21 protein-coding genes are annotated in these 23,921 nt (G+C 61.4%); 3 read left to right on the top strand and 18 right to left on the bottom strand.

Translation table 11 applies throughout. From position 1 onward, the window contains the following. The 12 genes from gutQ to SSARUM_RS17715 form a co-directional block, all read right to left on the bottom strand. On the bottom strand, positions 1-972 hold the full coding sequence (gene gutQ / locus SSARUM_RS17770; RefSeq protein WP_060420023.1) for an arabinose-5-phosphate isomerase GutQ: 972 nt from the start codon (positions 970-972) through the stop codon (positions 1-3). Further along, complete coding sequence (gene srlR, locus SSARUM_RS17765; RefSeq protein WP_033635559.1) at positions 965-1,738, bottom strand: glucitol operon DNA-binding transcriptional repressor SrlR; 774 nt, start codon at positions 1,736-1,738, stop codon at positions 965-967. The genes gutQ and srlR overlap by 8 nt, the downstream gene beginning before the upstream one ends. A gap of 83 nt (positions 1,739-1,821) precedes the next feature. After that, positions 1,822-2,178: a transcriptional regulator GutM gene (gene gutM / locus SSARUM_RS17760; protein WP_060388332.1), complete on the bottom strand. Its 357-nt coding sequence runs from the start codon at positions 2,176-2,178 to the stop codon at positions 1,822-1,824. A 46-nt stretch (positions 2,179-2,224) separates the two neighbouring features. Then, positions 2,225-3,004 (bottom strand): sorbitol-6-phosphate dehydrogenase, encoded by a 780-nt coding sequence (gene srlD / locus SSARUM_RS17755; protein WP_033648848.1) that lies wholly within the window; start codon positions 3,002-3,004, stop codon positions 2,225-2,227. Positions 3,005-3,014: 10 nt separating this feature from the next. Beyond that, on the bottom strand, positions 3,015-3,377 hold the full coding sequence (gene srlB / locus SSARUM_RS17750) for a PTS glucitol/sorbitol transporter subunit IIA (RefSeq protein ID WP_021504438.1): 363 nt from the start codon (positions 3,375-3,377) through the stop codon (positions 3,015-3,017). Positions 3,378-3,399: 22 nt separating this feature from the next. Further along, on the bottom strand, positions 3,400-4,380 hold the full coding sequence (srlE, locus tag SSARUM_RS17745; RefSeq protein ID WP_033635556.1) for a PTS glucitol/sorbitol transporter subunit IIB: 981 nt from the start codon (positions 4,378-4,380) through the stop codon (positions 3,400-3,402). 15 nt (positions 4,381-4,395) lie between these two features. Further along, positions 4,396-4,944, bottom strand: a complete 549-nt coding sequence (srlA, locus tag SSARUM_RS17740) for a PTS glucitol/sorbitol transporter subunit IIC (RefSeq protein WP_004941528.1) — start codon at positions 4,942-4,944, stop codon at positions 4,396-4,398. 258 nt (positions 4,945-5,202) lie between these two features. Beyond that, a complete protein-coding gene (locus SSARUM_RS17735; RefSeq protein ID WP_033648847.1) occupies positions 5,203-5,730 on the bottom strand; it encodes a hypothetical protein in 528 nt (175 codons plus the stop codon). A 337-nt stretch (positions 5,731-6,067) separates the two neighbouring features. Next, a complete protein-coding gene (fbaB, locus tag SSARUM_RS17730; protein ID WP_033635553.1) occupies positions 6,068-7,117 on the bottom strand; it encodes a class I fructose-bisphosphate aldolase in 1,050 nt (349 codons plus the stop codon). A 289-nt stretch (positions 7,118-7,406) separates the two neighbouring features. After that, positions 7,407-8,312 carry a lipid kinase YegS gene (yegS, locus tag SSARUM_RS17725; protein ID WP_033635546.1) on the bottom strand — a complete coding sequence of 302 codons (906 nt, stop codon included), beginning with the start codon at positions 8,310-8,312 and terminating at the stop codon, positions 7,407-7,409. A gap of 466 nt (positions 8,313-8,778) precedes the next feature. After that, complete coding sequence (gene trhP / locus SSARUM_RS17720) at positions 8,779-10,131, bottom strand: prephenate-dependent tRNA uridine(34) hydroxylase TrhP (protein ID WP_033635545.1); 1,353 nt, start codon at positions 10,129-10,131, stop codon at positions 8,779-8,781. 180 nt (positions 10,132-10,311) lie between these two features. Further along, entirely contained in the window at positions 10,312-10,650 is a 339-nt protein-coding gene (locus SSARUM_RS17715) for a YegP family protein (RefSeq protein WP_033635544.1), read from the bottom strand. 339 nt (positions 10,651-10,989) lie between these two features. On the opposite strand from SSARUM_RS17715, the gene SSARUM_RS17710 reads away from it, so the two are divergent. Beyond that, positions 10,990-11,253, top strand: a complete 264-nt coding sequence (locus SSARUM_RS17710; protein ID WP_004941563.1) for an antitoxin — start codon at positions 10,990-10,992, stop codon at positions 11,251-11,253. A 3-nt stretch (positions 11,254-11,256) separates the two neighbouring features. Further along, a complete protein-coding gene (locus SSARUM_RS17705; RefSeq protein WP_041036282.1) occupies positions 11,257-11,646 on the top strand; it encodes a type II toxin-antitoxin system VapC family toxin in 390 nt (129 codons plus the stop codon). A gap of 7 nt (positions 11,647-11,653) precedes the next feature. Here SSARUM_RS17705 and baeR read toward each other — a convergent pair whose 3' ends face one another. Genes baeR through SSARUM_RS17675 form a run of 6 tightly spaced genes read right to left on the bottom strand, consistent with a single transcriptional unit; the run spans position 11,654 to position 22,639 of the window. Next, positions 11,654-12,370, bottom strand: coding sequence for an envelope stress response regulator BaeR (gene baeR, locus SSARUM_RS17700; RefSeq protein WP_033635542.1), 717 nt, complete (start codon positions 12,368-12,370; stop codon positions 11,654-11,656). Beyond that, a complete protein-coding gene (gene baeS, locus SSARUM_RS17695) occupies positions 12,370-13,752 on the bottom strand; it encodes an envelope stress sensor histidine kinase BaeS (protein ID WP_033635541.1) in 1,383 nt (460 codons plus the stop codon). Before baeS ends, baeR begins: the two co-directional genes overlap by 1 nt. Further along, positions 13,749-15,179 carry a multidrug transporter subunit MdtD gene (gene mdtD / locus SSARUM_RS17690; RefSeq protein WP_060430454.1) on the bottom strand — a complete coding sequence of 477 codons (1,431 nt, stop codon included), beginning with the start codon at positions 15,177-15,179 and terminating at the stop codon, positions 13,749-13,751. Before mdtD ends, baeS begins: the two co-directional genes overlap by 4 nt. Positions 15,180-15,189: 10 nt before the next feature. Then, on the bottom strand, positions 15,190-18,270 hold the full coding sequence (mdtC, locus tag SSARUM_RS17685; protein WP_060430452.1) for a multidrug efflux RND transporter permease subunit MdtC: 3,081 nt from the start codon (positions 18,268-18,270) through the stop codon (positions 15,190-15,192). After that, positions 18,267-21,386 (bottom strand): MdtB/MuxB family multidrug efflux RND transporter permease subunit, encoded by a 3,120-nt coding sequence (locus SSARUM_RS17680; RefSeq protein WP_060430451.1) that lies wholly within the window; start codon positions 21,384-21,386, stop codon positions 18,267-18,269. Before SSARUM_RS17680 ends, mdtC begins: the two co-directional genes overlap by 4 nt. Beyond that, entirely contained in the window at positions 21,386-22,639 is a 1,254-nt protein-coding gene (locus tag SSARUM_RS17675; RefSeq protein WP_060430449.1) for an MdtA/MuxA family multidrug efflux RND transporter periplasmic adaptor subunit, read from the bottom strand. Before SSARUM_RS17675 ends, SSARUM_RS17680 begins: the two co-directional genes overlap by 1 nt. 272 nt (positions 22,640-22,911) lie before the next feature. On the opposite strand from SSARUM_RS17675, the gene SSARUM_RS17670 reads away from it, so the two are divergent. Next, the gene (locus SSARUM_RS17670; RefSeq protein ID WP_060430448.1) at positions 22,912-23,865 is read left to right on the top strand and encodes an aldo/keto reductase; all 954 of its coding nucleotides are present in this window, start codon (positions 22,912-22,914) and stop codon (positions 23,863-23,865) included. The last annotated feature ends 56 nt before the right edge of the window (positions 23,866-23,921 follow it).

The following is a 23,921-nucleotide window of genomic DNA, read 5'->3' as shown; positions in this document are numbered from 1 at the left end:
TCAGCCGATGCCGGCCTGATGCAGATCGTGCAGGTTGAGCGCCCCCACCAGCACGCCGTCCATATCGACCACCGGGGCCGCGCTGATGTGCTGTTCGTGCAGCGCCTCCAGCGCCTCGCCGGCGCGCCACTGCTCCGGCAGCCGATAGCCGGGGCGGGTGATCGCCGGGCTGAGCGGATCCTGCAGGCTGTTGCCCTTCACCAGCCAGCGGCGCAGGTCGCCGTCGGTAAACACGCCCACCACCCGCTGCTGCGCGTCGCAGACCGCCACTAACCCGAGCCCGGTGCGGCTCAGCTCCAGCATCGCTTCCATCACGTTGGCGCTTTCGCTCACGCGCGGCAGGCGATCGCCGGTGCGCATCAGGTGATGCACGCGGTTCAGCAGGCGCGCCCCCAGGCTGCCGCCCGGGTGCGAGCGGGCGAAATCTTCCGCGTTGAAACCGCGCTGGCGCATCAGCGCCATCGCCAGAGCATCACCCATCATCAGGGTGTTGACCGCGCTGGAGGTCGGTGCCAGCCCCATCGGGCAGGCTTCGCGCTCGACGCCGATATCCAACACGCAGGCGGCGGCCTGCGCCAGCGGCGACTCTTTGCCGCCGGTGACGGCGATCACCGGAATGCCGTTCTCCGCCAATAGCGGCAGGATCAGATCCAGCTCTTTGGCGCGGCCGGAGTAGGAGATGAACACCACCACGTCGTCGGCGCCGATCATGCCGAGATCGCCGTGCAGCGCTTCTGCCGGGTGCACGAAGAACGACGGTGTGCCGGTGCTGGCCAGCGACGCGGCGATTTTCTTGCCGATGTGGCCGGATTTGCCGATGCCGGAAATCACCGCTTTGCCACGGCAGTTTAGCAGCAGTTCGCAGGCGCTGACGAAGTTGTCGTCCAGGCGCGCCAGCAGGCGTTGCGCTTCGGTCAGCTCGATCTCCAGCGTTTCGCGGGCGAAGGCGAGCAGGGCGTTGGCGTTACTCATCAGGGTCTCCTACCAGAAGGATATTGATGCCTTTCGCCTGCAGGGCGGCGAGGTAATCGGGGTTGATGTCTCGGTCGGTGATCAGCGTGTCGACGGCGCTGAGTTCGCACACCACGTTCGGGCTCTTGCGGCCGAATTTCGAGGAGTCTACCAACAGAATAATGCGGCCGGCGGCTTCGCACATCGCTTTGCTGACGTTGTGCACTTCGTTGAAGGTGGTGACGCCGGCGTTGAGATCGACGCCGTCCGCGCCGATAAACAGCTTGTCGAAGCTGAACTGCTGAAACGCCGATTCGGCCAGGCTGCCGTGGAACGAGGCCGATTTTTTGCGGTAGGTGCCGCCGGGCATCAGGATGGTCTGATCGTTGTCCAGCTCCACCAGCGCGTTGACGATGGTCAGGCTGTTGGTCATCACCGTGATGTTATTGAACTGCGCCAGGTGCGGCACCATCTGCAGCACCGTGCTGCCGGCGTCGAAGATCAGCGAGTCGCCGTCGGCGATCAGCGCCACGGCGGCGCTGGCGATGTGGCGTTTTTTCTCGGTGTTGATATGGGTTTTGCGGTCGATCGGCTGATCGCCGTCGTCGCGGCTGAGCACCACGCCGCCGTAGGTACGTATCACCTCGCCTTCTTCTTCCAGCAGGGTGAGATCTTTGCGGATGGTGGTGCCGGTGGTGGAGAAATGCTCGGCCAGGGCATCCACTGCCGTTTTGCCGTGCCGCTGCAGATATTCAAGGATAGCGGCCTGCCGCTGCTTTGGTTTCATCGCGATTCCCGTTCACAAGAGTTGGGCATTTCCCCTCGCTGAATAATTCACTATGAAAGGTAATGTCTTTTAATGTGAAAATATCACGATTTGGGTTCAATCGCTAACGATAGTGCAGACTGGCATGCGCGATCCTCGGGGAAGATCACATCCGGGTGCAAATCCCGCTGATGCAAACCGTGCAATCGAGGCAGCGGGCGGGGCCGGGCGAAAACGGTCAGGCCGCGCAGCAACAGGCTGCCGCACACCCGTCGATCGGCGTCGAAGGCCAGCGCCAGCACCACTCGCGGGCGGAAGCGGCCGCCGGAACGGCCGACGCCAACGGCGCCCAGCCGGCACAGGCCGTCGAAGGCGCGGTTGAAGCGCTGCAGTTGCCACCAGCCAAAGGCGATTTGCAGCAGCCAGGCCAGCAGCGCGAAGGCGATCAGAGCTTGAGTCATGGGGTTCTCCTTAGGCCCCCTTGCGCGGAAGGGGGCGTCGATGGCGTCAGAACATCACCTGGCCGCCGGTGATATTGATCGACTGGCCGGTGCAGTAAGAGGCCTTGTCGCTGGCGTAGAACAGCAGGGTGTTCAGCACGTCCTGGTAGTCGCAGCCGCGCTTCAGCGGCACCTTGTCGATGTAGTACTGCTCCACCTGATCCGGCGCGATGCCCAGTTTTTGCGCGTACTGCGGCAGCAGCGACTGGAACATCGGCGACTTCAGCAGGTTGCCGAGCATCAGCGAATGCACGGTAATGCCGTACTCCGCCAGATCGAGCGCCAGCGACTGCGTCAGCCCCACGCCGCCGAACTTGGCGGCGCTGTAGCCGGAGTTGTGCTTGCTGCCGACCTTGCCGGACTTGGAGTTGATCTGAATGATGCGCCCGGCGATGCCGTCGCGGATCATCAGGCGCGAGAACTCGCGGGCGCAGAGGAAATAGCCCACCAGGTTCACCTGCAGCGAGCGATCGAAGTCGCCCAGCGGAAAATCGGTGATCGGTGCCGCCTTGGCGATGCCGGCGCTGTACACCAGCAGGTTGGCCTGGCCGAATGCCCGGTCAACCGCCGCCGCCAGCGCGATCACGCTCTGCTCGTCGGTGGCGTCGGCCTGAAAACCGCAGGCGCTGCCCGCGCCAAACGCTTCGTTGATCTGCTGTGCCACCTGATTGGCATTATCGGCGTTCAGATCGGCTACCGCCACCCGATAACCGGCCTGCGCCAGCCCGTGGGACAAAAAGGCGCCTAACGTTTGGCCGCCGCCAATCACTACAGCTACTTCAGACATGGTCTACTCCTTATGCGATAAATGACAGCGTGCTGCCCAACGGGATATCGGTCGGCGTCGGGCCGGATACGTGGATCGAGCCGGGGAATTCGGCTTCGGCTTCGCCGTCGAAGCGCACGGTGATGTGGCCCAGCTCGCGCAGATTCTGCGTGGCGACGCTGCCGACGGCGGTGATGGCGTAGCGCCGCTGCGCCAGTTCCATCACGCCGCCGACCTGCAGCTCGCCGGCGGTCGCGCCGTGGCGGTGGATGAAGCAGAACTCTTCGATATCCGCCGGCGCGCCTTCACGGAAGGTGATCAGCATGTTGTCCAGCAACGCGTCGCGGGCGCAGCCGCCGATCTGCGTGATGGTGGTGTGAAAAATGGTGTGCATAAACGTCCCCCAGGAAATCAGCTTATTGATAAATGAAGGCCGAGGCGGCCCAGGCGATCAACACCGTCGGCGCGCCGGTCAGGAAGCGGCCGACCAGCACCGAAGGCACGCCGACCCGCACGGTGTCCTGCTTGGCTTCCGCCAGCGACAGGCCGACCGGAATGAAGTCGCAGGCGGCCTGCGCGTTGATGGCGAACAGCGCGGGCAGCGCCAGCTGCGGCGGAATATGACCGAGGCCGATCTGCACCCCGACCAGCACGCCGATCACCTGGGCGATGACCGCGCCGGGACCGAGGAACGGCGACAGCAGCGGGAATGAGCAGATCAACGCCAGCGTCACCAGGCCGATCGGGCTGTTGGCGAGCGGCGTCAGGCCGTGAGCGATAAAGTCCCCGAGGCCGGAGGCCATGATGATGCCGATCAAGGCCGAGACGAACGCCATAAACGGCAGGATGGTCTTCAGCACGGTGTCGATGGTGTCGCGCCCGGCCTGGAAGAACACCGCCACCACCGATCCCATGCCCATGCCGACCTTCGCCAGCAGCCCGTCGCTTTGCTCGGTGATCTTCTTGCTGGTGTCGTAGTCGCGCGCCTTGGGCGGCGCTGCAACGGTGGCGGCGGGCTGGCTATCTGCCGCTTCGATTCGGCTGATGTTGTGGTCGCGCACGCCGGAGACATAGATGTCTTCGAGGATAAACTGCGCCAGCGGGCCGGACTGGCCGGTGGCGTGGATGTTGACCGTCGGAATGCGGCGTTTCGGATACAGGCCGCAGCGCAGGGTGCCGCCGCAGTCGATCACCGCCACCCCGATCTCTTCCGCCGGCGGTTCACCTTCTTTGAAGCCGTCGACGGCCGGCCAGCCGGTCAATTCGCTGAGGCGATCGACGATCGAAGGTCGGGTGCCGGCGGTGATATACACCACTTTCTTGCCGGGCTCTATCGGCAGCTCCAGGGGGCCGCCCCAGCCGCTGGCGCCTTTTTCAATACGGATATAAGCACTCATGCTGCACTCCACGAATTAAAGTTGCACCTGGCGATCCAGACGGATGCCCATCTTGCGTTCGAACAGGCTGGTGGTGAGATCGGTGACCCAGCCGCGGAAGAAGTTGGTGAACAGCCCCACCAGGAAATAGCTCACCGCCAGCGGGCCGAGCGGCAGGCCGAGGGTGGTTAGGCCGCTGGCGATGCCGAGGTAAACGAACAGTTCGCCCGGATTGATGTGCGGGAACAGGCCGTTCATCGAGTGGCAGCTGTAGGAGGCCGCCGCGTAGTAGCTCGGCTTGTATTTCTCCGGCATGAAGCGCCCCAGGCTGAGGGTCATCGGGTTGCAGAAGACAAAGGTGCCGATCAGCGGCAGCAGCAGATAACGCGACACGGGGTTGCCCGCGCAGCGCTGCGCCAATCGTTCGATACGTTCCTGGCCAACAAATTTGATCAGCGCGTTCATGATAACCAACAGGCTGATCAACAAAGGTAAAATGCCGGTCACCATGCCGACAAACACTTCACCGCCTTTCTGAAACAGGCCGATAAACCACTCGGCGCCGTGGGTGATTAGCTCAATCATTATGTTCTCCTGTAATGGACTGATATGGCCTGGAGCGAACGGCGGCTCTGTCGCCATGGACCTTACAGTAGTCACTTTGTTGGGCCATTTGTTTTAAATAGATCACAATTTGAAAGATAAATATTTTATTTTGAAAGTTTAAAATGAAAGAAAGAGAAGGTCTGTGGCATGAGGGGGAGAGCGCGGGCACAAAAAAGCCCGGTGAACCGGGCTTTGGGGAGGGGGTATACGGAAATCGCCGTTGTTAGCGTGTTTCTGTTACTGCTCGAGAATCTTTTGTATTGTCTCTACGGAAGCACCGTTTCTTTCGGCCGTTTGGGCCAGTTCTTGCTTTTGTTTGTCTTTTTCAGCGATTGCCATATCTTTGGCGGCGGCTATCGCGGCCAGGAAAATTTCTTTTTCCGTCGCGGTGAGCGGGCCTTGTAGTCTGGCTTCGCAGACGCGATACAACGTATCGCGGATAAAATTTACCGTGGTGGTGCGCCGAGCCAGATCGACTACGGCGGTGCTGAACTCTGCATCGCCACTGACTTTTTGAATTTGTTCCGTGCTCATTTCAGCTTTCAGCGCGGCAATAACGGACTGCGCGACATCAGGCGGTGGAGCCACGCAGTACTTGATATTTGAGTCTGCGGGAATATAAATGGCGCTGCTTCTTGTTGAGTCATAGTCAAACCAATACGTTTCTCCAGGTTTCAACTCATGCCTAGAGGCCGGAGATTTAAATAGCGCGCAAGACGATAGCGAAAGGATGAGCAGGGAGATGATTACAATATTGACTTTCATGATGGCACCACCATAAAAATGTGGATTAACTAGCGTAAAATTTAGCCAAAAGTCCATAAATAACAATGAACTATAATAATTATTAATGCGCTAAGTTTTTGTGTTTTCGGAAAAGGTGGGGAATTTGAAATTTGATAAGGTTAACTTTCAATCTTTAATGATTTATGTCGTTCTCTTTCGCATATTTGGAATAAAAAAAGCGCAGGGAGATTAAATAAAAACCAGCTCTTATTTTTGCTCATAAAATACATTCGGTTGCATTATTTCCTTGTCAAGACCTCCCTCGATGCACAAAAAAGCCCGGCGAACCGGGCTTGAGGACAGGCGGTCCGTCACATCAGGCGATGGTGACCTTCTTGTCCAGGTAGGCGTCTTGCACGGCGTTGATCAGCGCCACGCCGTCTTTCATCGATTTCTTGAACGCCTTGCGCCCCAGGATCAGGCCCATGCCGCCGGCGCGTTTGTTGATCACCGCGGTGCGCACCGATTCCTGCAGATCGTTCTCACCGGCGGCGCCGCCGGAGTTGATCAGCCCGGCGCGGCCCATGTAGCAGTTGGCTAACTGGTAGCGCACCAGATCGATCGGGTGATCGGTGGTCAGCTTGGTGTAGACGCGATCGTCGGTATAGCCGAATTTCACCGCGCGGTAGCCGCCGTTGTTTTCCGCCATTTTCTGTTTGACGATGTCGGCGCCGATGGTGGCGGCGATGTGGTTGGCCTGGCCGGTCAGATCGGCGCTGGAGTGGTAGTCCACGCCGTCCTTGTTGAATGCCGGGTTGCGCAGATAGGCCCACAACACGGTGACCATGCCCAGCTCATGCGCGCGCTCGAAGGCGATCGAGATCTCTTCGATCTGGCGGCGCGACTGCTCGGAGCCGAAGTAAATGGTGGCGCCGACCGCCACTGCGCCCATGTTGAACGCCTGCTCGACGCTGGCGTACAGGGTCTGGTCGTACTGGGTCGGGTAGCTCAGCGTTTCGTTGTGGTTGAGTTTGACCAGGAACGGAATTTTATGCGCGTAGCGGCGCGATACCGACGCCAGCACGCCGTAGGTGGAAGCGACGCAGTTACAGCCGGCTTCAATCGCCAGCTCGACGATGTTCTTCGGATCGAAATACAGCGGGTTGGCGGCGAACGAGGCGGCGGCGGAGTGCTCGATGCCCTGATCGACCGGCAGGATCGACAGGTAGCCGGTGCCGGCCAGGCGGCCGTGGTTGAACAGGGTTTGCATCGAACGCAGCACGCTGTTGGGACGGTTGTTATCGATCATTACGCGGTCAACGAAGTCGTCGCCCGGCAGGTAGAGATTCTCGGCGGGGATAGTGGTACAGCGGTGTTGCAGCAGATCTTCCGCTTCCTTTCCTAGCAACTGCACAATATCAGTCATGATTCACTCCCGATTAAGCTTCTTCATACACCGGCAATGCAAGGGTTTTTGACCACCGGCGCAGTAAAAAAGCGGTGATTGAAGCTGTAAAGCGATACTACCGAACTGGATCCGGCAAGGACAAACAATAGATGCGATTGAGAGGAAATGCCATTTGCGAGGCCAAATACGCGGGCACGATCGCCCCCGGCGCGCTAAACGATTGATTATTCGATCTCGAACCACTCGGTGTTCTGCTGGGCAATTGGGAACAGCAAGGTGTCGGGCGCAGCGGCTGCGCCCGACAAGGTCAGCCCAGCAGGGCGCAGTTAGGCGGCAGGCGGCATTCGATGGCCTGCGGCAGCACTTCGATGCGGAAATGGCGACCCTTGAGCGGTTCGCCGTCGAGGTTGAAGGTCATCTCATGCGGCGCGTCGATCTCGAGCCACGGCAGCGCCGCGCTGAGGATGCTGTTGCTCTCTTCGTCGTTGAACAGGGCGGCGACCAGCGCCGGCAGCAGCTCATCGGCGATCAGCAGGCGCAGCTGCAGCAGGCCGTCGTTGATCAGCGCGCTGGGGCACAGCTCCTGGCCGCCGCCGGCCTGTTTGCCGTTGCCGATGCCGATCACCAGCGCCTCGCCGGCCCAGCGGAAGTCCGGCCCACGGATTTCACAGCGGTCGGCCTGCAGCGTATCCATGCGCAGCAAGCCGTGCACGAAGTAGGACACGCCGCCGAGAGCCGCCTTCAGCTTCTCCGGCGTTTCGGTGGTGATGCGGGTGCCGAAGCCGCCGGTGGCCATGTTGATGAAGTAGCGCTCGCCGTTGACCTTCGCCAGATCGATCGGCACCGAGCGGCCCTTGATCGCCAGCTGCAGCGCCTGTTCCGGCGACGGGGGAATGTTGCAGGCCATGGCGAAGTCGTTGGCGGTGCCGAGCGGCAGGATGCCCAGCGCCGGCCGGTTGTGCGCCGGCAGTTGCACCAGCGCGGCGGCCACTTCGTTGATGGTGCCGTCACCGCCGCCGGCGACGACGGTGCCGACGCCGAGCTGCGTGGCTTCTGCGACATAGCGCGCGGCGTCGCCGTGCTCCCAGGTCACGCGCACGTGCAGCGTGATTTGCTCTGCGCGCAGGCGTTTGACCGCCTGACGCAGCTCTTCGTTACCGGCGCCTTTGCCGTTGATGATAAGCAGGGCGGGCGCATGTGAGTGTTGAGGCATTGCCGATATCCTCCGGCGGAAAACCAAGAATGCCTCAAGATAAACCAGCTGCCGCCACCAGGCCATCAGAATATTCAGCTAATTCTGGTTATTTCCCGGCGTTCAGTGAATAAGAAACAAGGCGAATTTATCTGAATTTTACCCGGAAATAAGCCAGGTTTTAAAGACGAGAGGATTAATCGCTGTAGCGTTATTTATATATCGAGGCGACGTGATTATTATTATTAAAACGGATAACGGGAATAAGTTATGGAAATCGGCGCGGCGAAAAAAATAGGCGCACCCATAAAGAAAAAGCCAGCCCAAGGGAGATTGGGCCGGCTAAGGAGGTGGTTCCTAGTATTGCTATGCAAATATTTTCGTTGTTCGTTTTAAGCAGCGTGATAGTAACCAAGCTGCGCGCACATTGATGTGATCCAATTCTAATATTTGCTAAAAATCGCTGCCGAATGACGGCGATTCATTTTTATGCCCCGGCGCTATTTTCTTCCGCCAAATTGCGGATCAGCAACGCATAATTGAGATCGATATCCTGCGGGATCGGCAAATAAACGATATGGCCGTTGCCCGGCGCCACCTCAATCGGCTCGCCTTTCTTATTTTGCATGCTCTCGAGGGTGAACACCACGTTGCCGCCCGGCGTCATCATCTCGACGCTGTCGCCGAGCGCGAACTTATTCTTCACGTCGACTTCCGCCCAGCCATCGCGGCGCACGCCGGTAAATTCGCCGACGAACTGCTGGCGCTCGGAGAGCGAGGAGCCGTAGTCGTAATTCTGCTGCGCTTCGTGCACGTGGCGGCGCAGGAAGCCTTCGGTGTAGCCACGGTGCGCCAGGCCTTCCAGCGTGGTAAGCAGAGTCGGATCGAAGGGTTTGCCGGCGGCCGCGTCGTCGATGGCGCGGCGGTAGACCTGGGCGGTGCGGGCGCAGTAGTAGAAGGATTTGGTGCGGCCTTCGATCTTCAGCGAGTGCACGCCGAGCTGCGTCAGACGCTCCACGTGCTGGATGGCGCGCAGATCCTTGGAGTTCATGATATAGGTGCCGTGTTCATCTTCGAAGGCGCTCATATATTCGCCTGGCTTTTGCGCTTCAGACAGCATGAACACCTTGTCGGTCGGCGCGCCGATGCCCAACGTCGGCTCGACGGTTTGCACCGGGATCGGCTCGTGCAGGTGCACGATATTGCCGGTGTCGTCCTCTTTGCCTTCTTCCGCTTTGTACTGCCAGCGGCAGGCGTTGGTGCAGGTGCCCTGGTTGGGATCGCGCTTGTTGATGTAGCCGGACAGCAGGCAGCGGCCGGAGTAGGCCATGCACAGCGCGCCATGCACGAAGATCTCCAGCTCCATGTCCGGCACTTCGGCGCGGATCTCGGCGATCTCTTCCAGCGACAGTTCGCGCGAGAGGATCACGCGGGTCAGGCCCATTTGCTGCCAGAACTTCACCGTCGCCCAGTTAACGGCGTTGGCCTGCACCGACAGGTGGATATCCATCTGCGGGAAGGCTTCGCGCACCATCATGATAAGGCCGGGATCGGACATGATCAGCGCATCCGGGCCCATATCGATAACCGGCTTCAGATCGCGCAGGAAGGTTTTCAGCTTGGCGTTGTGCGGGGCGATGTTTACCACCACGTAGAATTTTTTGCCCAGCGCATGGGCTTCATTGATGCCCTGCGCCAGATTCTCGTGGTTGAACTCGTTGTTGCGCACCCGCAGGCTGTAGCGCGGCTGGCCGGCGTAAACCGCATCGGCGCCGTACGCGAAGGCGTAACGCATGTTTTTCAGCGTTCCGGCCGGGGAGAGAAGTTCCGGTGTAAACATAGTGTGTCTCGGTCTGATTTCAGGTCAGCACCACGCCACCTGATGGCGCAGTAAAAGCGGGGAATTGTAGCCGCAGCGCGGCAAGAAATCAGCAGTTAACCGGATTTATTCAGGGGAGATTGATCTTGGTCAAACGGAAAATGCGCGGCGGCGGGCCACCGCGCGGGAGAAAGGGAAAGATCAGGCGCTCAAATCGCGGATATCGGTGGTCGGGCCGTTTTTCATCACCGATTGGATACCGTTTTTGGCGGCGCTTTCGGAGCTGTACATTTCGCTGACGCCGATCACCTGATGGTTCTTTGCCTTCAGCACAAAATAGGGCTGATTGCTGGCGCTGTGCTTCAGTTCGTACTGCGCTTCGTGCGGTGAATTGGTCTGCACCGAAGCGATGCCGTTCTCCGCCGAGGCTTTGCTGGCGTACATTTCGCTGGCCAGAATGCTCTCGCCGTTACTGGCTTTCAGGTTGAAGTGGTACTGCCCGTTCTTTGCTTTTTTCAGCTCATAATGACCGATTGCCATGGTTCTTCTCCTGTAGGTTCCGATTCGTGATGTAAGTGTAGCCAATCGCTTGAAAATCGGCGGCTAAACCTCACAGCAGCTTAGTCGAAAAAATGCGCAGTTTTTTTGCGCCGGCGCGGAGTTTTCATTCGGTGAACCTGGCGCCGCACGGGAAGCTAAGGGAAGGCGCGGTGATTGCGCAGTGCGCCGCATAACAAGGGGAACAGGGTTTCACCCCGTGAGATTGTACGTTACGGTTTGGCCGTTTCGTCAATATGGATGAAAAATGAGCGATACATCTTGGCATCGACACGCTACAGGCATATGCTTTGGCCTATGCCTGCTGTGGAGGTTGTCGAGATGGAAAGAATCGCAAAGCTGTTTAAAAACGGCAGAAATCAGGCGGTGAGGTTACCGGTGGAATTTGAATTTGATACGGATCGTGTCTATATCCGTCGCGATCGGGAGGGCAACGTGATTTTATCCAAATATCCGGCAAAGCCGGACAGCTGGGCACCGCTGCTGAGCATTATCGCCCAAACGCCGGTGCCGCAAGAGTTTCTTGGCGCGGAAGATCGTCAGCAAGGGGTTGCAGACCGCGATCCATTCTCAGAGGAAGAGTAGGCGATGTACATGTTTGATACCAACACCGTCAGCCACTTGTTTCGGCAGCATCCGCAGGTGCTTAACGTCATGGAAAAGCTCCCGCCTTCTGCCGTATGTATTTCCAGCGTCACGGAGGCGGAACTGCTTTACGGTGTGGCTAAACGGCGGAACAAGGCGTTGCAAAGCATGGTCGAGGCCTTTCTTGCCGCGGTGACGGTCTATGCATGGGATAGCGAGGCCGCCCGCTGCTACGGTGAAATGCGCGCGAACATGGAGAAAAAAGGCAAAATCATGGGCGCGCTGGATCAACTGATCGCCGCGCACGCGCAGAGCCGTGGCGCGACGCTGGTGACCAACGATCGCGCATTCGCCATGGTGCCCGGGTTGGCGGTTGAAGACTGGACGCGCTGATTTCCCCCTAAACCCCATTCACCAGCCGGCAGGGCTCGGCTTCCCAGCGGTAGCCCACGCCGTATACCGAGCGGATAAAGGATTTTTCCCCGTCGATCAGTTCCAGCTTGCGGCGCAGGTTTTTGATGTGGCTGTCGATGGTGCGGTCGGTGACCACCCGGTAGTCGTCGTACAGGTTGTTCAGCAGCTGCTCGCGAGAAAATACGTTGCCCGGCTGGCTGGCCAGCGTTTTCAGCAGGCGGAATTCCGCCGGCGTCAGATCCAGCAACTGCCCCTGATAGCTGGCCTGGAAGCGCGGTTCATCGATGTGCAGCAGGTCATCTTCCCGCGCGCTCTCCTGCGGCCGATAGCTGCGGCGCAGGATGGTTTTCACCCGCGCCACCACTTCGCGCGGGCTGTAGGGTTTGCAGATGTAATCGTCGGCGCCGATCTCCAGCCCCAGCAGGCGGTCAATCTCTTCGATTTTCGCCGTCACCATCACGATCGGAACGTCGCTGAAGCGGCGCAGCTCGCGGCACACCGTCAGCCCGTCGGCGCCCGGCAGCATCAGGTCGAGCAAGATCAGCGCCGGCGGATGCTGGTGCACGGTCGGCACCACCTCGTTGCCGTTGGTCAGCCAGCGGGTGGCGTAGCCCGCCGCCTGCAGATAATCCACCAGCAGCTGGCCCAGCTTGGGCTCATCTTCAACAATCATGATCTGCACGGGTTGATTCTGAATGTCCATCAGGGCGCCTTATTTTTTATCGGGGTAGCAAATTCTACTGTAATGCGCACGCCGCCTAAAGGCGAATGCTCGGCGCGGATTTTCCCGTCGTGCGCTTCCACGATGTTGTGGCAGATCGCCAGCCCGAGCCCGGAACCGCCGCTGGCGCGGTTGCGTGAACCTTCCGCCCGGTAGAAACGTTCGAAAATGCGCGTCAGTTGCTGATCGCTGATGCCCGGCGCGCTGTCCTGCCAGTAGAGGAGCAGCCGCCCCGGCTGCAGCTCGGCGCCGATCTCCAGCCGGCCGCCGGCGTCGGTGTAACGCAGGCTGTTTTCCAGCAGGTTATTGAACAGCTGGTTCAGGCGATCGGGATCGCCGAACAGCGGCGCCTGGGGCGGCAGATGGGTGACGATCTCCAGCCCTTTGGCGCGGAAGCGTTCGCGAAAGGCGGCGACGGCGATCTGCAGCAGGTGTACGCAGTCCACCGACGATTTGCGATAGGCCAGCGCGCCGAGATCGGAGAGCGACAGCTGGTGCAGATCGTCGACCAGTTTGGTCAAGGTGGATACCTCGGCCTGCAGCGAGCTGAGCGACGCCGGCGTCGGCTGGCGCACGCCGTCCTGCAGCGCTTCCAGTTCGCCGCGCAGCACCGCCAGAGGCGTGCGCAGCTCGTGCGATACGTCGGCCATAAAGGCGCGGCGCATCTGCTCGTTTTTTTCCAACGAGGTGGCCAGCTGGTTGAAGTCGTGCGCCAGCCGGCCCAGTTCATCCTGGCTGCTGACCGCCACGCGGGTGGTGAAATCGCCCGCCGCCAGGCGGTGGGTGCCCGCCACCAGACGCTTGACCGGGGCCAGCATGCCGCGCGACAGCAGCCAGGTCACCGCCGCCGCCAGCAGGGTGGAGAGCGCGACGATAATCCAACTGGTGCGCCGCTGCTGGCGATCGAAGTTGATGTCGGTATTGCGCGTCAGGCGCTCGACCGGGGTGGTGAGCACCCAGCCGACGATCTGGTTGTTGTAACGGATCGGGTGGCGCGGCCCCTCTTTCGGCAGGGGGCCAGAATGCCCGACCAAACGATTGAACTGGCTGTCCACCACCCAAAACTGGGTGCGCCAGCCCTTGGGCGGCAGATTGTGGCTGCTGTCGCTGTTCTGCTCGAACGAGCGCATGATCTGGTAGACCACCTGATCGTTGTTGCGCAGGAATATCCAGTTGCCATGGTGGCTGTACTGTTCCTCCAGCGCTTCGCTCAGCATGTTGATGCGTTGCTCGTTGCTGCTCTTGATGTAATCGATAAAGCCGCGCTCAAAGCTGACGCGCACCCCCCAATGCATGGTGATCAACACCAGCATGCAGGTAGCGAAAATGGCCAGGAACAGTTTCCCGGTAATGCCTATCCTCATTGCAACCTCGTTGAGCCGGTACCCGGCTCTTTGGTCAGCGTGCGGTTGGGCGCGCTATCGGCCGGCACACGCGCGAAGGCCAGCGCGGGCAGAGCGATAATCAACGCCATACAGCAGTAGCTGTAAATAAATGCGCTGTGAATGGCCGGGCTATCGGCCACCACCTGATGATGGGCGAAGCTGCCGATCAAGATGCCGGCGACGCTGACGCCAAGGCTCATCGACAGCTGCATGACCATCGATAACAGGCTGTTGCCGCTGCTGGCCAGCCTGTCAGGCAGATCTTTCAGCGTCAGGGTGTTCATCGCCGAGAAGCGCAGCGAGTTGACCATCCCCTGGAAGAACAGCACCACCGGCAGCAGCCACAGCCAGCCGAGCATCGCCGCCAGCAGGAAGCTCAGGCTGACCAGCGCCAGCAGCAGCGTGGCGGCCACCAGCACGTTACGGTAGCCGAAGCGGTTGACCACCTGCACCACGATGCGTTTCATGCCCATGCTGCCGATGATCATCGGGATCATCATCAGCCCGGCGTGGAATGGGCTGAAGCCCATGCCGACCTGCAGAAACAGCGGCGTCATGAACGGCAGCATGCCGCTACCGATGCGCCCCAGCAGGCTGGCCAGCAGCCCGATCTTGTAAGTCGGGGTGCGCAGCAGCCGCAGCGAGAACAGGGCGCGGCTATTGCCGTAGGCATGCCAAACATACCCCAACAGCGCCGCTACGCCCAGCGCCACCAGGCCGGCGATGGCGCCGCCGGACAGCCCCATGCCCTTGTGGCCGTCGAGCGCCAGCGTCAGCGACGCCATGCCGATCGCCAGCAGGATAAAGCCGCTGAGATCGAAGCGGCGGGTCTGCATTTGGTAGTTGGGCATCAGCAGCAGCGTGGCGATGGCGCCAACGATGCCCACCGGAATGTTGATCAGGAAAATCCAATGCCAGCTGGCGTATTGCACCAGGAAGCCACCCAGCGCCGGCCCCATCAGCGGGCCGATTTGCCCCGGCAGCGTCACGAAGGTCATCGCCGCCATGTACTGCTCGCGCGGCACGATCTTCATCACCGTCAGGCGGCCGACCGGCACCATCATCGCGCCGCCGATGCCCTGAAGCACGCGCGAGGCGATCAGCTCGTTCAGGGTTTCCGAACGGGCGCAGAGGAGGGAGCCGAGGGTGAACAGCAGGATGGCGCTGAAAAACACCCGCTGTACGCCGATCTTGTCCGCCAGCCAGCCGCTGGCCGGCAGCGTCACCGCCACCGTCAGCACATAGGAGACGATCACCGACTGCATGCGCAGCGGGTTCTCCCCCAGGCTGGCGGCCATCGAGGGCAGGGCGGTGTTGACGATAGTGGTATCCAGCGTCTGCATAAAGAAGCCGAATGCCACTATCCAGAGTTGCCAGCGTACCGTGGCGGCGTGTGTCATCAGCATCGGTCGGCCATTAATGCGGCAGCGGGGCCAGTTGCTTGTTGCGGCGGAACTTCGCCTGCAGCCGGTCGAAGTAAAGATAGACCACCGGGGTGGTGTACAGCGTCAGCAGTTGGCTCATCACCAGGCCGCCGGCGATGGTGATGCCGAGCGGCTGGCGCAGCTCCGCGCCGTCGCCGCTGGTCAGCACCAGCGGCAGTGCGCCGAACAACGCCGCCAGCGTGGTCATCATGATCGGCCGGAAACGCAGCAGGCTGGCCTGAAAAATCGCCTCGCGGGCGCTGATGCCGCCGTTGCGCTGCGCCTCGAGCGCGAAGTCGACCATCATGATGGCGTTTTTCTTCACGATGCCGATCAGCAGCATGATGCCGATCAGCGCGATCAGGCTGAACGGCGCGCCGAACAGCTCGAGCGCCAACAGCGCGCCCACGCCGGCGGAAGGCAGCGTGGAAAGAATGGTCAGCGGATGGATATAGCTCTCGTACAGTACGCCGAGCACGATATATACCGTGGCGATAGCCGCCAGGATCAGGATCAGCTGCGACTTCAGGGTGTCCTGGAATACCTGGGCGGTGCCGGCGAACGCGCCGCGTACCGTAGACGGCACGCCGAGCTGAGTCATGGTGCGCTCTACCGCGGCGGTGGCGTCCGACAGGCTGCCGCCGTCCGGCAGGTTAAAGGAAATGGTCGAGGCGGCGGACAGCCCCTGATGGTTGACCGACAGCGGCGCGTTGGCCGGCCGCCAACTGGCGAAGTAGGAGAGCGGAATCGCCTTGCCTTCGCTGTTGATGATGAACATTTTGTCCAGCGAGCTCACGTCCTGGGTGTAGGGCGGCGCCACTTCCATCACGACTTTGTATTGGTTGAGCGGTTGATAGATGGTCGAAATCTGCCGCTGGCCGAAGGCGTTGTTCAGCAGGTTGTTGGCGTCGGATACCGAAATGCCGAGGCGCGCCATGGTTTCGCGATCGTAGACCAGATCCATTTCCGAGCCTTTATCCTGCTGATCCGAGTTGACGTCCGCCAGCTCGGGCAATGCGGCCAGCGCGGTGCGGATCTTCGGCTCCCATTCGCGCAGCGCGGCGAGATCGTCCGCCAGCAGCGTGTATTGGTAGCTGGCGTTGGCCTGCCGGCCGCCGACGCGGATATCCTGCACCGCCATCAGAAACAGGCTGGCGCCCGGTTCTTTGGCCAGGCGAGCGCGCAGGCGGGCGATCACTTTCTGCGCGTCGTCGCTGCGTACCGACAGGGGTTTCAGTGAGATGAACATCGAACCGCTGTTGGTGCGCGAGCCGCCGGTAAAACCGGTGACGTTTTCCACGTCCGGATCTTCGCGCACGATTTTCATGAAGTCTTCCAGTTTGCCGCGCATCGCCTGGAACGAAATGCTTTGGTCGGCCTGGATAAAGCCCATCAGGCGCCCGGTATCCTGTTCCGGAAAGAAGGTTTTCGGGATGCTGATATACAGCCAGACGTTGAGCGCAAGGGTGGCGAGGAACACCGCCAGCACCCAGCGCGAGTGGCCGAGCACCCAGTTCAGCGAGCGTCCGTAGCCCTGCTGCAGCGCCAGCAGCATTTTGCCGAAGCCGCGCGCCCGCCGCTGCGAACGCGGCGGCTGGTGGCGCAGCAGGTAGGCGCACATCATCGGCGTGAGCGTGAGCGAGACGATGAGCGACAGCCCGATCGATACCGACAGGGTGACGGCGAACTCGCGGAATAGCCGGCCGGGCAGGCCTTCCATCAGCAGCAGCGGGATAAACACCGCCACCAGCGAAACGCTCATCGACAGCACGGTGAAACCGACTTCCCGCGCGCCCAGCAGCGCGGCGTTGATCGGTTTCATGCCGGCCTCGACGTGGCGGGAAATGTTTTCCAGCACCACGATGGCGTCGTCCACCACAAAGCCGGTGGCGATGGTCAGCGCCATCAGCGACAGGTTGTTGAGGCTGAACCCGCACAGATACATGGCGGCGAACGAGCCGATCAGCGACACCGGCACGGCGACCGCCGGGATCAGCGTGGCGCGCCCGGAGCGCAGGAAGATGAACACCACCAGGATCACCAACCCGATGGCGATCGCCAGCGACTGTTCCACCTCGGCCAGCGACGCGCGAATGGTCGGCGAACGATCCTGCGCGACGCTGAGTTTAATCGAGGCCGGGATATTCTCCTGCAGGGCGGGCAGCTCGGCGCGAATGCGATCGACGGTTTCGATGATGTTGGCGTCCGGCGCACGGCTGATGGCCAGAATGATCGCCGGTTTGGCGTCGGTCATCCCGGCGTTGCGCACGTCTTGCACCGAGTCGTTGACCTCGGCCACGTCGGCCAAACGCACCGCCGAGCCGTTGTTGTAATGAACGATCAGCGGACGGTAGGCATCGGCGGTTTTCAGCGCGTCGTTGGCCTGGATCTGCCAGCGCTGCTGCGGGTTTTCCACGGCGCCCTGCGGGCGGCGCACGTTGGCGTTGGCGATGGCCTGCCGTACGGTGTCCAGCGACACGCCCTGATTGAACAGTGCCGAAGGGTTCAGCTCCACCCGCACCGCCGGCAGTGAGCTGCCGCCCACGGAAACGTCGCCGACGCCCTCGGTCTGGCTGATTTTCTGCGCCAGCTGGGTGGAGGCGAAATCGTAAAGCTGCCCCTGGCTGTAGGTATCCGAGGTCAGCGTCAGGATCATGATCGGCGCGTCGGAAGGGTTGACCTTGCGGTAGCTGGGGCGGCTCGGCATGCCGGTCGGCAGCAGGCTTTGCGCGGCGTTGATCGCCGCCTGCACGTCGCGCGCGGCGCCGTTGATGTCGCGATCGAGATCGAACTGCAAAATGACCCGGGTACTGCCGAGCGAGCTCATCGAGGTCATTTCGTTAACCCCGGCGATGCGGCCCAGCGCGCGCTCCAGCGGCGTCGCCACCGAGGACGCCATGGTTTCCGGCGAGGCACCCGGCAGCGACGCGCTGATCGAAATCACCGGAAAGTCCACCTGCGGCAGCGGCGACACCGGCAGCAGGCGAAAGCCGATCGCGCCGCTGATGGCGATGGCCAGCGTCAGCAGGGTGGTGGCCACCGGCCGGTGAATGAACAGGGCGAAGAATTTCACGGCAGCTCCTGCGTATCCGGCTGGCGATGCGTGTTGCGCGCCAGTTTGTCAAACAGCAGGTAGATCACCGGCGTGGTGAACAGCGTCAGGATCTGGCTCATGATCAAACCGCCGACCATACAGACGCCAAGCGGATGCCGCAGCTCCGCGCCGACGCCGGTGCTCAGCATCAGCGGCAGCGCGCCGAGCAAGGCCGCCAGCGTGGTCATCAGGATCGGCCTAAAACGCAGCAGGCAGGCCTGATAGATGGCGTCGCGCGGCGATAAACCCTGTTCGCGTTCCGCCGCCAGCGCGAAGTCGATCATCATGATGGCGTTCTTCTTCACGATGCCGATCAGCAGGATGATGCCGATGATGGCGATCACGTCCAGCTCGCTGCCGGCCATCATCAGCGCGAGCAGCGCGCCGACCCCGGCGGTCGGCAGGGTGGAGAGGATGGTGACCGGATGAATGAAGCTTTCATACAGCACGCCCAGCACGATGTACATCGCCACCACCGCCGCTAAAATCAGCCACAGCGTGCTGCCGAGCGCCGCCTGGAAGGCTAAGGTCGCCCCCTGGAATTGGGTGGTGATGTCCCTCGGCATGTTGAGATTTTCTTCCGCCTGGGTGACCGCGTCCACCGCCTCGCCGAGCGAGTAGCCGTCGGCGACGTTGAACGAAACGGTGGCCGACGGGAACTGGTCGAGATGGTTGACCGACAGCGGGCCGAAGCGCTCTTCGATTTTGGCGATGGCGCTCAGCGGCACCACGGCGCCGTCGTTGCCGCTCAGACGGATCTCATTGAGCGCCGCCAGCCCCGGCATCGCGCTGACGTCGTGCTCCAGCACCACGCGGTATTGGTTGGCCTGGGTGTAGATGGTGGAGATCAGGCGCTGGCCGAACGCGTTGTACAGCGCATTGTCCACGTCGCTCATGGTGACGCCGAGGCGGGAGGCCGAATCGCGATCGACGTTGACGTAGGCCACCAGCCCCTGATCCTGCCAGTCGCTGGTGACGTCCGCCAACTGCGGGGTTTGCTTCAGCTCATCCATCAGCTGCGGCACCCACAGGCTGAGATCGTCCAGCGACATCGCCTGCAGAGTGAACTGGTACTGGGTGCGGCTGACCTGGGTATCGATGGTCAGATCCTGCACCGGCTGCAGATACAGCTTCACGCCGGGGAACTGCGCCGTTTGTTGCTGCAGGCGGCTGATGATCGCCGGAATGCGCTCGCTGCGTTCGCTCAGCGGCTTCAGATTGATCTGCAGCCGGCCGCTGTTGAGCGTGGCGTTGCTGCCGTCGACGCCGACGAACGACGTCAGGCTCTCCACCGCCGGATCCTTGAGGATCTGTGCCGCGACCTGCTGCTGGCGCTCGGCCATATTGCTGAACGAGACGCTCTGCGGCGCTTCCAGCGTGCCCTGAATGATGCCGTTGTCCTGCACCGGGAAGAAGCCTTTCGGGATCAGCAGGTACAGCAATACCGTCAGCGCCAGGGTGCCGACGGCCACGCCGAGCGTCAGCCAGGGATGATTAAGCACCGTTTTCAGCCACTGGCCGTATCGCGCGATCACCCGGTCGAAAAAGCGTTCGGAGGCGGCGGAAAACCGGTTCTGCTTGCGCAGCGATTCGTGGCTGAGCATGCGCGCGCACATCATCGGCGTCAGCGTCAGCGACACCACGGCGGAGATCAAAATCGCCACCGCCAGCGTGACGGCGAACTCGCGGAACAGGCGGCCGACGATGTCGCCCATGAACAGCAGCGGGATCAGCACCGCCACCAGCGAGAAGGTCAGCGAGATGATGGTGAAGCCGATCTCGCCGGCGCCTTTCAGCGCGGCGTCGAGCGGTTTTTCCCCTTTCTCGATGTAGCGCGAGATGTTCTCGATCACCACGATGGCGTCGTCCACCACGAAACCGGTGGCGATGGTCAGCGCCATCAGCGTCAGGTTGTTGATGGAGAAGCCGAGGAAGTACATGGCGGCGAAGGTGCCGACCAGCGACAGCGGCACCGCCACGCTGGGGATAATGGTCGCCGGCACGTTGCGCAGGAACACGTAGATCACCATTACCACCAGCGCGATCGCCAGCAGCAGCTCGAACTGCACGTCGCTGACCGAGGCGCGGATGGTGGTGGTGCGATCGGTCAGCACCTTGACGTCGACCGACTTGGGCAGGCTTTTAATCAGCGTCGGCAGCATTTCGCGGATGCTGTCGGCGGTGGTGATGACGTTGACGCCGGGCTGACGCTGAATGTTCAGCACGATCGCCTGTTGCTTGTTGGCCCAGGCCGCCAGCCGGGTGTTTTCCGCCCCTTGTTCGATGGTGGCGATATCTTGCAGGCGGATCGCCGCGCCGTTCTGATAGGCGACGATCAGCTGGCGATAGTCGTCGGCGGATTTCATTTGGTCGTTGGCGGACAGGGTGACCGATCGGGTCGGGCCGTCCAGGCTGCCTTTCGCCGAGTTGACGTTGGCGTTGCTGATGGCGGCGCGGATGGTTTCACTGTTCAGGCCATAGGCGGCGACCGCCGCGGCGTTCAATTTTACGCGCACCGCCGGGCGTTGGCCGCCGGCCAGCGTCACCAGGCCGACGCCGGTCACCTGAGAAATTTTTTGCGCCACGCGGGTTTCCACCATGTCTTCCACCTGCGTCATCGGCATGGCGGTGGAGGTCACGGCCAGCGTCAGGATCGGCGGATCGGCCGGGTTAACCTTGCTGTAGATCGGCGGGTAGGGCAGATCGGTCGGCAGCAGGTTGGTGGCGGAGTTGATCGCCGCCTGCACTTCCTGCTCCGCGACGTCGAGCGGCAGCGCCAGCTGGAACTGCAGCGTGACCACCGAGGCGCCGCCGGAGCTTTGCGACGCCATTTGTTTGAGGCCGGACATCTGGCCGAACTGACGTTCCAACGGCGCGGTAATGGCGGAGGTCACCACGTCCGGGCTGGCGCCGGGATACAGCGTCACCACCTGGATGGTGGGGTAATCCACCTCCGGCAGGGCGGACACCGGCAGCGCGCGGTAGCCGATAATCCCCGCCAGCAATATCGCCACCATCAGCAGCGTGGTGGCGACCGGACGCAGAATAAACAGGCGGGACGGGCCGCCGCCGGGGTTGGGAGGCATCACCTGCATCAGGATTTCCCCTGCACGTCAGGCTGGCGGTGGGTTTTGTTCGTTGCCGGCGCGGCGTTTGGCGCCAGAACCTCCACCTGCATGCCTTCGGTCAGGCGATCGATGCCGTCGGTCACCACCCGATCGCCGGCGCTGAGGCCGGCGCTGATCACCACCTGCCGGCTGTCCTGCACGCCGGCGGTGACCCGGTGTTTGCTGACCCTGTTGTCTTCGCCGAGCGTCCAGACGAAGTTGCCCTCGTTGCCCATCTGCAGGGCGGCGGTCGGGATCACCACCGCATCGTGCAGGGTATCCACCTGCAGCCGCGCGTTGACGAACTGGTTGGGGAACAGTGCGTCATCTTCGTTGGTGAAGCGCGCTTTCAGCTTGATGGTGCCGGTGGCGGTATCAATTTGGTTGTCCAGGCTCAGCAGCGAACCGGTCGTCAGCTTGTTCTGATTGGTGCGATCCCAGGCTTCGACGCTCACCGGCCCGGCTTTTTGCGCCTTGAGCAGATCGGCGATGTTGCCTTCGGGCAGCGTGAACACCACGTCGATCGGGTGCGTCTGCGTGATCACCACCAGACCGGTGGTGCTGCCGCTGGTGACATAGTTGCCGACGTCGACCAGTTTCAGGCCGACGCGGCCGTCGATTGGCGCGGTGATGCGGCTGTAGGTGATCTGCAGTTTGGCGCTGTCGACCGCGCCCTGATCGGCTTTGATCGCGCCTTCGGTCTGCTGCACCAGCGAGGCTTGCGTATCCAGCTCCTGACGGGAAACCAGATTGGTTTTCACCAGTTGCTGGTAGCGCGCCAGATCGCGCCGGGCGTTGGCCAGCGTGGCCTGATCTTTTGCCAACTGCCCCTGAGCCTGGGTCAACTGAACCTGGAACGGCCGGGGATCGATCTCCGCCAGCAGATCGCCGGCTTTCACCTGCTGGCCTTCGGTAAAGTGGATCGCCATCAGTTGGCCATCGACCCGGCTGGTGACGGTCACGGTATTGGCGGCGGTGGCGGTGCCCAAGCCGGAAAGATAGCGCGGCACCGTCTGGCGGGTGGCGGTCGCCGCCTGTACCGGCGACATCGGCGCGCCGCGTCTGCCGCCCGCCGCGCGGCCCGCTCCCGTTTTACCGGCGGCCTGGTGCGCGCCCGGCGTCGTCCCGGCGGTCGGTTGGGCGGCGCTGAAATGGCGCCAGGCCAGAACGGCGACGATGATCGCAATCGCCGCAACCAGCAGGCGCAGCAGCAGGGAACGACGTTGGGGTTTTGCATTCATGGTGGTGAAAATTCTCTCCAAAAGGCAGGGGCGCGGGCACTCATTGCCACAAAAATGACACTCCTTACAGGATACTAGTTTAGCCAGCGAAGACGGCATAAAAATGAAGGAAATATGGAGGAACCGTCAGCATTGTCCTAATAAGTGGGTGATTTGAGCGTGCTATGTTTATAAGTGATTTATTCCGGCTTATAGCCAATGCGTTTTAACGATTTCCTGTGTTTGGCGCTAATAATTAACAGGCAAATCATTTAACCCATGGAGCCTTTGTGATGAGCAAGAAACAACTGGGCCGTTCGGGCATTCAGGTGCCGGCGTTGACCTTCGGCGGCAACGTGTTCGGCTGGACGGCGGATCAGGCGACCTCTTTCAGCCTGCTGGATGCGCTGGTGGACAATCAACTTAACTTTATCGATACCGCCGATGTCTATTCCAGCTGGGTGCCGGGCAATAGGGGCGGTGAATCGGAAACCGTTATCGGCGAATGGCTCAAGAAGAGCGGCAAGCGCGATCAGGTGATCATCGCCACCAAGGTGGGCAAACCGATGGGCGAAGGCAAACAGGGGCTGTCGCCGCGCTATATTCAGCAGGCGGTGGAGGACTCGCTGCGCCGCCTGCAAACCGATTATATCGATCTCTACCAGTCGCACGACGATGACCGCGATACGCCGTTGGAAGAGACGCTGGCGGCGTTCGATGCGCTGATCAAGGCCGGCAAGGTGCGGGCGATCGGCGCCTCCAACTATCAGGCGGATCGCCTGGAAGAAGCGCTGCGGGTGAGCGAAAGCAACGGGCTGGCGCGCTACGAAACCCTGCAGCCGGAATATAATCTTTATGCGCGCGAAGGCTATGAAGCTGAGCTGGAAGGCGTGGCGCAGCGCCACGGGCTCGGGGTGATCAACTTCTTCGCGCTGGCCAGCGGCTTCTTGACCGGCAAATACCGCAGCAAAGCGGACGAGGGCAAAAGCCAGCGCGGCGATCGCATCGTCGAACGCTACCTTAACCCGCGCGGTTTCCGCATTCTGGCGGAGCTGGATCAGGTGGCGGGCAAGCACGGCAGCTCCCCGGCGCAGGTCTCGCTGGCCTGGCTGATTGCGCGCCCGAGCATCACCGCGCCGATCGTCAGCGCCACCTCGTTGCCGCAGTTGGATGAGTTAGTCAGCGCCACCCGCCTGACGCTGGATGCGGACGACATTCAGACGCTGAACCACGCCAGCGCTGAGTAAGAGCCGCCGGCGATTTTGCTCTATGCTGAAGGGGTCAATATGACTTAATTCAGGAA

The sequence above is a fragment of the Serratia sarumanii genome (assembly GCF_029962605.1).
Lineage (GTDB): Bacteria > Pseudomonadota > Gammaproteobacteria > Enterobacterales > Enterobacteriaceae > Serratia > Serratia sarumanii.
The sequence above is the reverse complement of the archived record's forward strand: the minus strand, read 5'-3'. Positions and strand labels throughout refer to the sequence as shown.